Source organism: Streptomyces poriticola (assembly GCF_036689765.1).
In the GTDB taxonomy this organism is placed as follows: domain Bacteria; phylum Actinomycetota; class Actinomycetes; order Streptomycetales; family Streptomycetaceae; genus Streptomyces; species Streptomyces poriticola.
Window position 1 is genome coordinate 80,551 of record NZ_JBAGKH010000008.1, and the last position, 12,893, is coordinate 93,443.

Below are 12,893 nucleotides of genomic sequence, written 5' to 3' on the forward strand. Positions count from 1 at the left end.
TGTTCCTTCCGAGAGGGGGTCGGTTCCGGGCCGCGGCGCGCCGTGCGTCGCACGTGCACGCTCGGACCCGCATGCGTCTCCGCTCGCCGAGGCCGGAGCCGACTGCCTGTCGGATCGGGCCGGTGGTGCGGTGCGCATGCGCCTCCAGACTGTCCGGCGCTCCGGCGGTGGCGCCACGATCCGGGACGTCCCGGGAGTTCCTGGGATGTCCCAGTCGCTCACCTGCGGGGACGTGACCCGGGAACTCCATCCGGTGGGACGGTCTGGAACGCCCGGCGGAGCGGGCCGGACGCGGAGCCCGGGCTCAGGGGCCGAGCGGCGCGTCGGCGGGCCCGGTGCGGCGCCGGAACAGGAACGCCGCCGCCACCCCCGCCGCCAGCCCGATCAGATGGCCCTGCCAGCTGACGCCGGCCTGGGTCGGGGCTATGCCGGCCAGGATGGAGCCGCCCCATATCGCGGCGATCAGCACCCCGACCAGGACACCGACCGGCCGGCGCTCCACGAAGCCGCTGACCAGGAGGAAGCCGAAGAGGCCGAAGACCAGGCCGGACGCGCCCGCGGTGTTGCTGTACTCCGGGGAGACCAGCCAGACGCCGAGGCCGTCCGCGACGACGATCAGGGCGCAGACCGCGAGGAAGCGGCCGATCCCGCCCAGCGCGGCGAGGAAACCGAGGACGAGCAGCGGCAGACTGTTGGCGGCCACATGGGCGAAGCCGAAGTGGATGAACGAGGCGGGGACGACGTCGGCCAGCTCGGACGGGACGCGCGGGACGATGCCGAAGCGGTCCAGCGCATGGCCGCTGGCCACGTCGACGACCTCCAGCAGCCACAGCAGCGCGACCCAGCCCACCATCAGCTTGGCCGCGGTCGTCGCACGGTCTCCGGGCGACCGGTCGCGCCCCGTGCCCAGCGTGCCCGGCGTACCCGACATGTCGACCCCCACTGCTTGCGCGTCCCCTCCGGAGAACGCCCGGCACCCCTTGACCGGTTCCCGCCCCGCGCGGCCGGATAGGCTCGGTGTCGTGAACCCAGTCAAGCCAGGAGAGACGCGGCGTACGCCTTGGATCGTAGGGGTGTCCGGTGCCTCCGGCACCCCGTATGCCGCCTCGGTTCTGCGCGCGCTCCTCGCCGCGGGCGAAAGCGTCGACCTGGTCGTCAGCCGGGCCTCGCGGCTCACCCTGCTCGACGAGACCGGCATCTCCTTCCGGGACGCCCACTGGCGGGACGACCTGCGGGAATGGCTGTCCCGCGGGGCCGATGGCAAGCCCGGCTCCTTCGACGTCGACCTCGGCACCGACCGGGTACGGCACTGGAGCGCCGGGGACCTGGCCGCCGGACCGTCCTCGGGGTCGTACCGCACCCGGGGCATGCTGATCGTGCCCGCCTCGACGGCGTGCGTGGCCGGTGTCGCCCTCGGGCTGTCGAAGGACCTGCTGCAGCGGGCGGCGAGCGTCACCCTGAAGGAGGGGCGCAGACTGGTGGTGGCCGTCCGGGAGACCCCGCTGGACGGCCGTACCCTCCGGCATCTGGTGACCCTGGACGACGCCGGCGCGGCCGTGGTCCCCGCCTCACCGGCCTTCTACGCGGGCGCGACGCACATCCAGGACCTGGTGGACTTCGTCGCCGGACGCGTCCTGGACGCGGCGGGCGTCGAGCACGGGCTGTACCGGCGCTGGCGGGGTGAGCTGGGCGGCGGTTCGCGCACCCCCTGACCCCTGTCCCGTCAACCCCGATCCCGATTCCCGACTCCCGATTCCCGACTCCCGAATCTCGTATCTCGTATCTCGTCTTCTCTTCCCGTACCTCAATTCATCGGAATACACCGGAAGGCTTCGATCGCATGGACGCGGTGGACAGGCAGCTCATCCAGGCCCTGAGGGAGAACGGCCGGGCCTCCTATGCGGAGCTGGGGCGCCTCGTCGGACTGTCGGGACCCAGTGTCACCGACCGCATCAACCGGCTGGAGGCGGCCGGTGTCATCACCGGCTACCGGGCCACCGTCGACGCCGCCTCGCTGGGCCTCGGCGTCACCGCCCTCATCGGCATCTCGCTGTCCGACGCCACCGACCACGAGGACGTGGCCCAGCGGCTGAAGGACCTCCAGGAGATCGAGGACTGCTGGTTCATCGCCGGCGACGACTCCTACATGCTCAAGGTGCGGGCGACCGACGTGGACGGCCTGGAGAAGATCATCCGCCGGCTCTCCGGCACCAAGGGCGTCTCCCGCACCCGTACCACGATCGTGCTCTCCACCAAGTGGGAGAACCGGGTGGGTGAGCTGCCGGAATCGGTGTAGCCGGCTGGGCGTACGGTGGGCGGAGCCGGCTTCGGACGGCTTCGGACGGCTTCGGACGGCTCAGGAAAGTCCTCGCAGGTCTTCGCGAGTCTTCACAACTCTTCGGCAGAGAGGGAATCGGCATGGACGTCGGGCTCAGGCGCGAGCTGGAGGAGAAGGTCAGGGCGGGCGTCCGCCTGACCCGCGAGGACGGCATCGCGCTGTACGAGTCGGACGACCTGGCCTGGCTGGGCGGCCTCGCGCACGAGGTGCGGACGCGGAAGAACGGCGACGTCGTCCACTTCAACGTCAACCGCCACCTCAACATGACCAACGTGTGCACGGCCTCCTGCGCCTACTGCTCCTTCCAGCGCAAGCCCGGCGAGAAGGACGCGTACACCATGCGCATCGAGGAGGCCGTGAAGCTGGCGAGGTCGATGGAGGCGGAGAACCTCACCGAGCTGCACATCGTCAACGGTCTGCACCCGAATCTCCCGTGGCGGTACTACCCGCGTTCGCTGCGGGAGCTGAAGGCCGCCCTGCCGGACGTCTCCCTGAAGGCGTTCACCGCAACCGAGATCCACCACTTCGAGACCATCTCCGGGCTGTCCGCCTCCGAGATCCTCGACGAGCTGATCGACGCCGGTCTGGAGTCCCTCACCGGCGGCGGCGCGGAGATCTTCGACTGGGAGGTCCGGCAGCACATCGTCGACCACCGCACCCACTGGGAGGACTGGTCGCGCATCCACCGACTGGCGCACGAGAAGGGGCTGAAGACCCCGTGCACCATGCTGTACGGCCACGTCGAGGAGCCCCGCCACCGCGTCGACCACGTGCTGCGGCTGCGCGAACTGCAGGACGAGACCGGCGGCTTCCAGGTCTTCATCCCGCTGCGCTACCAGCACGACTTCGTCGACATGCAGGACGGCAAGGTCCGCAACCGGCTGCAGGCCCGGACCCAGATGGCCACCGGAGCCGAGGCCCTGAAGACCTTCGCCGTCTCCCGGCTGCTCTTCGACAACGTCCCGCACCTCAAGGTCTTCTGGGTGATGCACGGGGTGCAGACCGCGCAGCTGGCGCTCCAGCACGGTGCCGACGACATGGACGGCTCGGTCGTCGAGTACAAGATCACCCACGACGCGGACAACTACGGCACGCCGAACAAGCTCACCCGCGAGGACCTGCTCGACCTGATCCGCGACGCCGGTTTCCGTCCGGTGGAGCGCAACACGCGCTACGAGGTCGTCCGGGAGTACGACGGCCCGGACCCGGCGCGGCGCGACGCCCCGCAGCCGATGCGGGTGTGAGACCGTCCGGACTCAGGCGGGGATCCACGCGGGGATACCCGCGGGGACTCGCGCGGGGTGGGGGCGGCACCGGCCGATGGCGGCCACTCGAGTGAGGGTAAGGGTTACCATCGATATGTGTCCCTTACCTTCACGCTCGATCCCGCCGTCACACCCGAGCTCCGTGACGGCATCCTCGACCTGTGGACCGACGTCTCCAACGCGGGCGGCTCGGTCGGCTTCGTGCCCCCGGTCGACCGGGATGCCATCCGGCCCGAACTGGTCAAGCATCTGGCGGCCATGGCCGAGGGCCGCACGCGGCTGCTCGTCGGGCACGACACCGACGGTGCGGTGGCCGCCACCGCCTTCCTCACCCTCAACACCCACCGGTTGATGGTGCACTGGCTGTGGCTCTACACGGTGATGGTGCACCCGCGGCACCAGGGCCGGGGGTACGGCCGGGACCTGCTGGCCGCCGCCGCGGACGCCGCCCGCACCCTCGACGGCATCGAGGCGGTCCGGCTCACCTGCCGGGGCGGCGTCGGCCTGGAGCGGTTCTACGCCTCCTGCGGCTACAAGGAGGTCGGCCGGATCCCCGCCGCCATCCGCGTGGCCCACGGTGACGACCGCGACGACATCATCATGCTGCTGTCGCTGGACTGAGCCTCGCACGTGCACGCTCACCGGGCCGCGCACGCTCACCGGGGCCTGCGCATCCAGCGGGCCCCGGCTGGACCCCCCTGCAGGGCCGGCGCTCCGGCATGCTTCACTGGACGGTGCCTCTTTGTGCCAGAAACGGAAGAGTGGATTGAGATGCTCCGCTACACGCTGAAGCGCCTGGGGATCTTCGTGGGCTGCCTCGTGGTCGTCTGGGGTCTCGTCTACGTCGGCGTGTTCCCGCGCGGTCTCGGTGACTCCAACGGCATGTGGATCATCCTGCTCTCCCTGCTGCTCTCGGCGCCCATCAGCTTCGTCGTCCTCCGCAAGGAGCGGGACCGCGCCTCCGTGCAGGTCGTGCAGCGGGTGGACCGTATGAAGGCCGACCTGGAGGCCAACCGCAGCCAGGAGGACTCCGTCGACGAGGCCGCCCGCACCCAGGCGTGACACGGCCCGCACCCTGGACCGCCCGGCCCCGGGCGTGACCGCGCGGCACGCGGATGTGCCTGCCCGGCGCCCGGCGCGGCAGCCCCGGCCCGGAGGGCCGTAACCTCCGTCACACGCGCGAGCGCCCCGGTTTCCGAATTCACCGGAGACCGGGGCGCTTTGCGTTTCCGAGGGTGAGAGCCCCATCCGGCCTATCAAAGTCAGGCTTTGGGGGTCCCAAAGCATGAGTGTTAAAGTCGAGCGCATGAAGTCAGCAGCCGCGCCCTCATCGCCGTCGAGCGTTCCGCTCGTGGCGCGCCTGCACGTGGACCTCTGTCGGTGCGCGTCCGCGAACTGTCGTCCCTGACGTCCTCCGTCCCGACCCCCGTCGTCCGCCACGTCAGCCCTGCGCGTCCCGTCCCCTAACGGAGCATGTCCGTGTCCACACGCCTGAAGTCCTTCAAGGTGCCCTTCTGGGCCCAGATACTCGCCGGTCTCGTCCTCGGTGTCCTGCTCGGCTGGATAGCCCGCAACCAGGACGTCTCCTGGCTGGTCACCACCCTGGAGAAGGTCGGCGACACCTTCATCGGCCTGCTGAAGCTGGCCGTCGCCCCGCTCGTCTTCTTCGCGATCCTCGTCTCGATCACCAACCTGCGGAAGGTCAACAACGCCGCGCGCCTGGCGTCCCGCACCCTCCTCTGGTTCATGATCACCTCGCTGATCGCGGTGAGCATCGGCCTCACCATCGGCCTGCTCACCAACCCCGGCGCCGGCACCGGCCTCACGCCCGCCGACGGCGCCGCGCCGGAGAACACCGGCTCCTGGATCGACTTCCTCACCGGCATCGTGCCGACCGACGTCATCACGCCGTTCACCGAACTGAACGTGCTGCAGATCGTCTTCATGGCCGCCGTCGCCGGTATCGCCGCCCTGCAGCTCGGCGAGAAGGCCCAGCCGATCCTCACCCTCAGCGAGTCCGTCCTCACCCTGCTGCAGAAGGCCCTGTGGTGGGTCATCCGGCTCGCCCCGATCGGCACCGTCGGCCTGATCGGCAAGGCCATCGCCACCTACGGCTGGGACCTGATCGGCAAGTACGCCACCTTCACCGCAGACATCTACGTCGGCTGCGCGATCGTCCTCTTCGTGGTCTACCCTGCGCTGCTCGCCACCGTCGCCAAGGCCAACCCGGTCCAGTTCTTCAGGGGCGCCTGGCCGGCGATCCAGCTCGCCTTCGTCTCCCGCTCCTCCGTCGGCACCATGCCGCTGACCCAGAAGGTCACCGAGCGCCTCGGCGTTCCGAAGGAGTACGCGTCCTTCGCCGTGCCGTTCGGCGCGACGACGAAGATGGACGGCTGCGCCGCCATCTACCCCGCGATCGCTGCGATCTTCGTCGCGCAGATCTTCGACATCCAGCTGGGCATCGGCGACTACCTGCTGATCGCGTTCGTCTCGGTGATCGGCTCCGCCGCCACGGCCGGTCTCACCGGCGCCACGGTGATGCTGACGCTGACCCTGTCCACGCTCGGCCTGCCGATGGAGGGCGTCGGCCTGCTGCTCGCCATCGACCCGATCCTGGACATGATCCGCACCGCGACCAACGTGGCCGGCCAGGCGCTGGTCCCGGTCCTCGTGTCCGCCCGGGAGGGCCTGCTCGACCGCACGGCGTACGACGCCGCGCACGGCTCGCCGATCGACGAGCCCGAGCCGCAGCGGGCGCCGGAGCCGGAGCCGGTGACCGCCGTCGCCTGAGCGCTCCGCCGGAAGTGCCGCGATGTGCGGTCGGTCCACGGCCGCGCCGTCGTGGACCGACCGCGCGGTTCCCCGCGCCCTTCGGGGCGCCCGGACCGCAGCCGCATTCAGCCGACCTGCCGGGCGGGCCGGCCCCGACGGCCGGAAGTTCCTGCCGACTGCCGCACGGACCGTACGCTAAGCCGCATGGGTGACGGGAAGACCAAGCGGATGCCGCGTGCGGTCCGCGAGCAGCAGATGCTGGACGCCGCCGTGACGATTTTCGGACAGCGTGGCTACATGGCCGCGTCGATGGACGAGATCGCCGAACTCGCCGGTGTCTCCAAGCCGCTGGTGTACCTGTACCTGAACTCGAAGGAGGACCTCTTCAGCGCCTGCATCCGCCGCGAGGCGCAGGCGCTCACCGAGGCCGTCCGGGCCGGCGCCCAGCCGTCCGACCTGCCCGCCGACCGCCAGCTCTGGAACGGCCTGCGGGCCTTCTTCACCCACACCGCCCAGCACCCCGACGGCTGGGCGGTGCTGCATCTCCAGGCCCGCACTCACGGCGAGATCTTCGCCGCCGAGGTCAACGCGATGCGCCGGGAGATCGTCGCGTTCGTGACACAGCTGATCGCCGTCGCCGCGCGGGAGGCGCACCGCGCCCCCGACCTGCCGAAGCACGAGGTCGCCGGGCTCGCCGAAGCGCTGGTCGGAGCCGCGGAGTCGCTCGCCGACTGGGCCGGCGCCACCCCGGGCGTCACGGCCCGGCAGGCGGCGGCCACCTTGATGAACTTCGCCTGGACCGGCCTGGGCGACCTGATGGCAGGCCGCTCCTGGCCACCGCCCGGGGACGAGGGCGGGACCGGGGCCGGGACGGAGCGCGAGACCGGGGCCGGGTTCGGTGCCCGGACGGAGCCCGGGGCGCGGACCGTGCCCGAGGCCGGGGCGGAGCCCGCGGTCGCCGCCGGGGCAGCGGCGGCACCCGTGGCTCAGGCCGGGTAGACCTCGCCGGTCAGATGCAGCCGGCCGCCGTCCGGCCGCGCAGAGCTGCCGTCCGCTCCGCCGCCCCGCAACTCGAACCGCCCGCCCCCGGCCCCGTACACCACCGTCCCCGGCAGCAGGACCGGGGCCCGGAACCCGGCGCGTACCGCGACCGCCTCGGGGGTGGCATGGGCGGCCAGGCACCGGGCCACCGTCCACATGCCGTGGGCGATGGCCCGCGGGAAGCCGAACAGACGGGCGGCGAGCGGATGCAGGTGGATCGGGTTGCGATCGCCGGAGGCGGCACCGTAGCGCCGGCCCAGATCGCCGCCGAGCCGCCACTCGTCCCGTACGGGAAGCGGCTCCGGATCCGGCCGGAGCGCCGCCGCCTCCGCCGGTGGGGAGCACCGCGTACGGTGCCGCGCCAGATACGTGCTGCGGGACTCCCATACGGCATCCCCGCCGCGCAGCACCTCGGTGACCACCGTGGCCTCGGTCCCGCGCCGGTGCGGTGCCAGCCCGGCGATGTGCACGGCGAGTCCGTACTCCCCGTCGGCCGGCATCGCGCCGCGCCGCCGGATCTCGATCGACGTGTGGACCAGACCCAGCAGCGGCAGCGGGAAGTCCCGTCCGCTCATCAGACGCATGGCCAGCGGAAAGCCCAGCACATGCGGATACGTCACCGGCAGCACGCCGGGGCCCGCGCCCGTCGCGAAGCCGCACACCCGCTCGTACGCCGCGAGCCGGGCGGGATCCACCCGCAGGGCGGGCAGCAGCAGCCGGGTACGGGCGTGGCCGGCGTCCGGGCGGGGCCGCTTGAGCGGGGAGAGCAGGGCGCCCCGGGCGAGCAGCGGCGGCAGTGCGGGCGGGGAGGTGAGGGTGACGGCGTTCCCGTCGGTGGTCATCATGCCCCCAGCAGAATCCGGCCGCAGACCCGGACGACCTGGCCGTTGGCCGCACCCGACGCCGGGTGCGCGAGCCAGGCGGTGGTCTCCGCGACGTCGACCGGAAGCCCGCCCTGGGCCAGGGAGTTCATCCGGCGCCCGGCCTCCCGGAGGAACCGCGGGACGGCCGCCGTCGTCGTCCTGGTCTCGGTGAACCCCGGCGCGACGGCGTCGACCGTCACCCCGTGCTCGGCGAGCGCCCCCGGGGCGAGGGAGTGCGCCAGGCCGACGATCCCCGCCTTGCCCGCCCCGTAGTCGGTCTGCCCCGCGTTGCCCGCGTTGCCCGCGATCCCGGCGATGGAGGCGGTGGCCACGGTCCGGCCGCCCGGCCGCAGCGTGCGGGAGGTGAGCAGTGCGCCCGTCGTGCGCGGCACGCTCGTCAGACTCACCTCCGGCACCGGACTCCAGCGCTCGGCGGGCATGTTGACCAGCCGCCGGTCCCGGGTGATGCCGGCGAGGCTCAGGTAACGGTCGGCCATGTGTGTCTCCCGGTCGGTCGCAAACTGCTTACTCTGGAGTAAAGTTACCGGAGGTAAGTCCACGTCCGCGCCCCTTCCACGCTGAGGAGCAGATCGGGATGAGCCTCGCGCAGCCGCAGCCGCAGCCGCAGCCGCAGCCGCAGCCGCAGCCGCCGTCGCAGAGCGGCGTCCAGTTCCGCCGTGTCGCGATCGTCGGCGGTACGCCCATCCCGCTCGCCCGCCCATCCCGCTCGCCCGCTCGCCCGCTCCGACGGCCCGTACGCCACCGCCGCCCACCGGGAGTTGCTCACCCCCCTCTGAACGACCCGGTCGGCCGCCACGGCCTACCGGCTCCCGGCGCCGTCGGCGAGTTCGTCGCCGGAGCGGTCCTCGGGCACAGCCGCGACCTCAACCCCGCCCGCGAGACCGTGCTCGGCTCGGCCCGGGACCCGCGCACTCCCGCCCATGACCTCCAGCAGGCTTGCGGTACCGGCCTCCGGGCCGTGACCGCCGCCGCCGACAAGATCGCCCCCGGCCGGACGGAGTCCGCGGTCGCGGGCGGCGAGGGGGTGAGGGCGGTGCTGGAAGGCCCGTGAGCGCCAGGACCGGGACGGACGGCCGGGGGGCGAACGTGACCTACTCTCACGTAACCCGCGAGGTTGCACAGACCCGGCTCCGGACCATCGTCGAACCCGCACCAACCCCCCACGACAGCCTCGTACGATCTCCATCCCGGCCGGCGGCAACCCCCTTCCTCGACGGTCCGCCGGTGAACGCCTCGGCGCGCGAGGCGCGTACGTCCTGCTGCAGCGGCCTGCTGCAGCAGAGCCCTGCAGCAGGCCGCTGCAGCAGAGCCGTGTCGCCGCCGCACGTCCCAGGAGCCGCCCGTGTCGACCCCCCTTCCCTCCCGCGCCGCGTCCGCCGCCTTCGCCGACGCGCCCGGTCCCACCCTCGTGGCGCCCGAGACCCGGCGGCTGGACGGGGCGGTCCGGGAGGCGCACGTCCCGCCGTTCGCGCCGCCGGTGCGGCACGGCTCCCTCGCGGAGCTGCCGTACGACAACGCGGCCGCCGCACCCGGCACGGTCGTGCTCAGCCGCAAGGGCCGGGACGGACGGTGGACGGACGTGACGGCGGCCGGCTTCGCCGCGGAGGTACAGGCCGTCGCCCAGGGCCTGGTCGCGGAGGGCCTGACGCCCGGCGACCGGATCGCGATCATGGCCCGTACGACGTACGAGTGGACGCTCCTCGACTTCGCCGCCTGGGCGGCCGGCCTGGTGACGGTGCCGATCTACCCGACGTCCTCCCTCTTCCAGACCCGCTGGATCCTCCAGGACGCGGGCGCGGTCGCCCTGGTCACGGAGACGGCCGCGCAGGCGGCGGCGCTCGGCCCCGAACTGGAGCACCTGCCCGACCTGCGGCATCTGTGGGTGATGGAGAAGGACCACGTGGAGCGGCTGGCGGAGGCCGGTGCCGGCGTCCCGGACGCCGAGGTCGCCGTACGCCGCGGCATGCTGGGCCCGAGCACCCTCGCCACCCTCGTCTACACCTCGGGCACCACCGGCCGCCCGAAGGGCTGCGCCCTCACCCACGGGAACTTCTTCGCCGAGGTCGACAACGCCATCGAGCTGCTCTACCCGATCTTCAAGGCGAGGACCAGCGAGGAAGCCTCCGTCCTGCTCTTCCTGCCCATGTCCCACGTCTTCGGCCGCATGGTCGCCGTGGCCTGCGTCCGCGCCCGGGTCCGGTTGGGCCACGCCCCCAGCCTGAAACCGGACGACCTGCTCCCCGACTTCGCCGCCTTCCGACCCACCTGCCTCCTCACCATCCCCTACCTGCTGGAGAAGGTCTTCAACGCCGCACGCGCCAAGGCCGAATCGATCGGCCGGGCGGCGTCCTTCGAGCGCGCGGCATCGGTGGCGGTGAAGTACGGAGAGGCGCTGGAGGCCCGCCAGAGCGGGACGGGACCCGGCCCCTCGCGCGCGCTGAAGGCGGCCCGCGCCGTCTACGACCCCCTCGCCTACCGGCGGCTGCGCAACGCCCTGGGCGGCCGGGTCCGGTACGCCATCTGCGGCGGCTCCCCGCTGGGCCGCCGACTGGCCGCCTTCTACGCCGGTGCGGGCATCGAGATCTTCGAGGGCTACGGGCTGACCGAGACCACCGGCGCGGCCACGGTGACGCCCCCGCTGCAGCCCCGGCTGGGCACCGTGGGCTGGCCGCTGCCGGGCACCCGCATCCGGATCGCCGCCGACGGCGAGATCCTCATCGCCGGCGACCAGGTCCTGCACGGCTACTGGGACCCGGCCGCCGGCGGGGTCGTCCCGGCCGCGCCGGACGGCTGGTTCGCCACCGGCGACATCGGCACCCTGGACGACGAGGGCTACCTGACGATCACCGGGAGGAAGAAGGAGCTGCTGATCACCGCGGGCGGCAAGAGCGTGGCCCCGGCCCCGCTGGAGAACTGGCTCCGCGCCCACCCCCTGATCTCGCACGCCATGGTCCTGGGCGACGCCCGCCCCTACGTCTCGGCCCTGCTCACCCTCGACCCGGACGGCATCACCCACTGGCGCCGGATGAACGGCAAGCACCCGGTGCCGCCGGAGCTGCTCGCCGACGACGAGGATCTGCACGAGGTGCTGCAGCGCGCCGTCGACGAGGCCAACAAGCTCGTCTCCCGGCCCGAGTCGATCCGCCGCTTCGCCGTCCTCCCGGCGGACTTCACCGAGGAGCGGGGTCATCTCACCCCGTCGATGAAGCTGCGCCGAGATGTGATCATGCGGGACTTCGCGGAGGTGGTGGAGGGGCTCTACGGTGACCGGGACCGGCACGGGGGACGGGGACGGGGCAGCGGCGCGGGCGGGGGCGGGGGCTGGTCAGGACAGTGACCGGTGGGTCTGGGCCCCGGGAACCGTGGTGACCGGCGGCGGGACGCCACCGCCGGGCGCTCTCGGGGCTCAGCGGCGGGCGATCAGAAAGGCCTGGGGGGTTGACTCGCCCGACTCCTCGGCCGGCTCCCGCACGGTCCGCGCGCGGAGACCGAACCCCGCCCCCTCCAGCAGCTCGGCGACACGCCCGGGCCGCAGCCGGCGGAAGTCGAGGGAGACGGGGTGGCCGAAGGGCCGCTCGACGCGCCGGGGCTCGTCACCCGTCTGGAAGGCGAGCAGGAGGTACCCGCCGGGGGCCAGCACCCGCCGGAACTCGGCGAAGAGCCCCGGCAGCCGCTCGTCCGCCGTATGGATGGACGAGTACCAGGACACCACCCCGGCCAGCTCCCCGTCGGCGGCCGGTATCCCGGTCATCGAACCCTGCTCGAACCGCAGCCCGGGGTTCTCGCGCCGGGCGACGGCGAGCATCGACGCGGAGAGGTCGAGGCCGTAGACGTCCAGGCCCAGGGCGGCGAGGTGGGCGGTCACCCGGCCGGGCCCGCAGCCCAGGTCCGCCACCCGGCCGCCCGCCCCGACCAGCTCGGCGAAGCCCGCCAGCACGCCCCGGTCCAGGGGCTGGGCGGCGAGTACATCCCGGTACCGGACCGAGTAGTCCTCGGCGATGGCGTCGTAGAACGTGCGGGTGTTGATCGTCTCGGCGGTCATGGCGGTCATGGCGGTCATGGCGGTCTCGGCGGTCATGGCGGGCACTCTAGGGGCGACCACTGACATCATCGGCCGCCACGGCAATGGCTACGGCCATGACTGCGGGCCGTATCCCAGGGGCAGGAGTTCGCGCTGATCATGCGGCGTGTACGGGAGGAATTCACCAGGAATTCAGCGACCGGCGGCGCCCGGGATGAGGGAGCCGGGTCCTCAAAAGGGCAGGAGCCCCGTCACCGGAACGGCGCGGGGCTCCTTGGGTACTGCTGTCAATCAGACAGGAGTGACATTCTCCGCCTGCGGGCCCTTCGGGCCCTGCGTGACGTCGAAGGACACCTGCTGGTTCTCCTCGAGGGACCGGAAGCCGGTCGCGTTGATCGCGGAGTAGTGGACGAAGACGTCGGGGCCGCCGCCTTCCTGGGCGATGAAACCAAAGCCCTTTTCGGCGTTGAACCACTTCACGGTTCCGGTAGCCATAAGCCCTCCTTGGGCTCAAAGGGTTGCCCTGCTCCAGAACCAGCAAGTGTGAAGAGAAATTCTGCACAACTGCATAT

The 12,893-nt window shown here is 72.2% G+C and carries 13 protein-coding genes and 2 pseudogenes; 10 read left to right on the forward strand and 5 right to left on the reverse strand.

Going from position 1 to position 12,893, the window contains the following annotated elements; genetic code table 11:
- Nucleotides 1-304: 304 nt before the first annotated feature.
- The gene (locus V5O46_RS14815) at nt 305-931 is read right to left on the reverse strand and encodes a rhomboid family intramembrane serine protease (RefSeq protein WP_332885051.1); all 627 of its coding nucleotides are present in this window, start codon (nt 929-931) and stop codon (nt 305-307) included.
- Between the two features lie 91 nt (nt 932-1,022).
- Here V5O46_RS14815 and V5O46_RS14820 point away from each other — a divergent pair, with 91 nt between their 5' ends.
- The 8 genes from V5O46_RS14820 to V5O46_RS14855 all read left to right on the forward strand — a co-directional run bounded on the left by V5O46_RS14820 (nt 1,023) and on the right by V5O46_RS14855 (nt 7,374).
- On the forward strand, nt 1,023-1,712 hold the full coding sequence (locus V5O46_RS14820) for a UbiX family flavin prenyltransferase (RefSeq protein ID WP_332885052.1): 690 nt from the start codon (nt 1,023-1,025) through the stop codon (nt 1,710-1,712).
- 128 nt (nt 1,713-1,840) lie between these two features.
- A complete protein-coding gene (locus V5O46_RS14825) occupies nt 1,841-2,296 on the forward strand; it encodes an Lrp/AsnC family transcriptional regulator (RefSeq protein ID WP_332885053.1) in 456 nt (151 codons plus the stop codon).
- A gap of 122 nt (nt 2,297-2,418) precedes the next feature.
- On the forward strand, nt 2,419-3,582 hold the full coding sequence (gene mqnE / locus V5O46_RS14830; protein WP_332885054.1) for an aminofutalosine synthase MqnE: 1,164 nt from the start codon (nt 2,419-2,421) through the stop codon (nt 3,580-3,582).
- A 117-nt stretch (nt 3,583-3,699) separates the two neighbouring features.
- Nucleotides 3,700-4,224 carry a GNAT family N-acetyltransferase gene (locus tag V5O46_RS14835; RefSeq protein ID WP_332885055.1) on the forward strand — a complete coding sequence of 175 codons (525 nt, stop codon included), beginning with the start codon at nt 3,700-3,702 and terminating at the stop codon, nt 4,222-4,224.
- Between the two features lie 150 nt (nt 4,225-4,374).
- The gene (locus V5O46_RS14840; protein ID WP_332885056.1) at nt 4,375-4,665 is read left to right on the forward strand and encodes a DUF4229 domain-containing protein; all 291 of its coding nucleotides are present in this window, start codon (nt 4,375-4,377) and stop codon (nt 4,663-4,665) included.
- A 244-nt stretch (nt 4,666-4,909) separates the two neighbouring features.
- Nucleotides 4,910-5,011: a putative leader peptide gene (locus V5O46_RS14845; RefSeq protein ID WP_332885057.1), complete on the forward strand. Its 102-nt coding sequence runs from the start codon at nt 4,910-4,912 to the stop codon at nt 5,009-5,011.
- A 65-nt stretch (nt 5,012-5,076) separates the two neighbouring features.
- The gene (locus V5O46_RS14850; protein ID WP_332885058.1) at nt 5,077-6,393 is read left to right on the forward strand and encodes a dicarboxylate/amino acid:cation symporter; all 1,317 of its coding nucleotides are present in this window, start codon (nt 5,077-5,079) and stop codon (nt 6,391-6,393) included.
- A 186-nt stretch (nt 6,394-6,579) separates the two neighbouring features.
- Nucleotides 6,580-7,374 carry a TetR/AcrR family transcriptional regulator gene (locus V5O46_RS14855; protein WP_332885059.1) on the forward strand — a complete coding sequence of 265 codons (795 nt, stop codon included), beginning with the start codon at nt 6,580-6,582 and terminating at the stop codon, nt 7,372-7,374.
- On the opposite strand, the gene V5O46_RS14860 is transcribed toward V5O46_RS14855, so the two are convergent.
- Nucleotides 7,362-8,261 (reverse strand): MaoC/PaaZ C-terminal domain-containing protein, encoded by a 900-nt coding sequence (locus tag V5O46_RS14860; RefSeq protein ID WP_332885060.1) that lies wholly within the window; start codon nt 8,259-8,261, stop codon nt 7,362-7,364. The genes V5O46_RS14855 and V5O46_RS14860 overlap by 13 nt on opposite strands.
- Nucleotides 8,258-8,755, reverse strand: a pseudogene (locus V5O46_RS14865) (SDR family oxidoreductase); the annotation flags it as partial. The gene V5O46_RS14860 and the pseudogene V5O46_RS14865, both read right to left, overlap by 4 nt.
- 119 nt (nt 8,756-8,874) lie before the next feature.
- Here V5O46_RS14865 and V5O46_RS14870 point away from each other — a divergent pair.
- Together V5O46_RS14870 and V5O46_RS14875 are read left to right on the forward strand one after the other, a co-directional pair.
- A pseudogene (locus tag V5O46_RS14870) lies at nt 8,875-9,318 on the forward strand (thiolase family protein); the annotation flags it as partial.
- Between the two features lie 324 nt (nt 9,319-9,642).
- Nucleotides 9,643-11,637 (forward strand): AMP-dependent synthetase/ligase, encoded by a 1,995-nt coding sequence (locus V5O46_RS14875; RefSeq protein WP_332885061.1) that lies wholly within the window; start codon nt 9,643-9,645, stop codon nt 11,635-11,637.
- A gap of 69 nt (nt 11,638-11,706) precedes the next feature.
- On the opposite strand, the gene V5O46_RS14880 is transcribed toward V5O46_RS14875, so the two are convergent.
- Entirely contained in the window at nt 11,707-12,351 is a 645-nt protein-coding gene (locus V5O46_RS14880; protein WP_408649001.1) for a class I SAM-dependent DNA methyltransferase, read from the reverse strand.
- 261 nt (nt 12,352-12,612) lie between these two features.
- Complete coding sequence (locus V5O46_RS14885) at nt 12,613-12,816, reverse strand: cold-shock protein (RefSeq protein ID WP_004984723.1); 204 nt, start codon at nt 12,814-12,816, stop codon at nt 12,613-12,615.
- Nucleotides 12,817-12,893 lie beyond the last annotated feature (77 nt).

Coding starts and splice junctions, on each gene's coding strand:
- V5O46_RS14825 (WP_332885053.1), top strand. CDS start 1,841: ATGGACGCGGTGGACAGGCAGCTCATCCAGGCCCTGAGGGAGAACGGC.
- V5O46_RS14880 (WP_408649001.1), bottom strand. CDS start 12,351: ATGACCGCCATGACCGCCGAGACGATCAACACCCGCACGTTCTACGAC.
- V5O46_RS14850 (WP_332885058.1), top strand. CDS start 5,077: ATGTCCGTGTCCACACGCCTGAAGTCCTTCAAGGTGCCCTTCTGGGCC.
- V5O46_RS14840 (WP_332885056.1), top strand. CDS start 4,375: ATGCTCCGCTACACGCTGAAGCGCCTGGGGATCTTCGTGGGCTGCCTC.
- mqnE (WP_332885054.1), top strand. CDS start 2,419: ATGGACGTCGGGCTCAGGCGCGAGCTGGAGGAGAAGGTCAGGGCGGGC.
- V5O46_RS14855 (WP_332885059.1), top strand. CDS start 6,580: ATGGGTGACGGGAAGACCAAGCGGATGCCGCGTGCGGTCCGCGAGCAG.
- V5O46_RS14845 (WP_332885057.1), top strand. CDS start 4,910: ATGAAGTCAGCAGCCGCGCCCTCATCGCCGTCGAGCGTTCCGCTCGTG.
- V5O46_RS14885 (WP_004984723.1), bottom strand. CDS start 12,816: ATGGCTACCGGAACCGTGAAGTGGTTCAACGCCGAAAAGGGCTTTGGT.
- V5O46_RS14860 (WP_332885060.1), bottom strand. CDS start 8,261: ATGATGACCACCGACGGGAACGCCGTCACCCTCACCTCCCCGCCCGCA.
- V5O46_RS14815 (WP_332885051.1), bottom strand. CDS start 931: ATGTCGGGTACGCCGGGCACGCTGGGCACGGGGCGCGACCGGTCGCCC.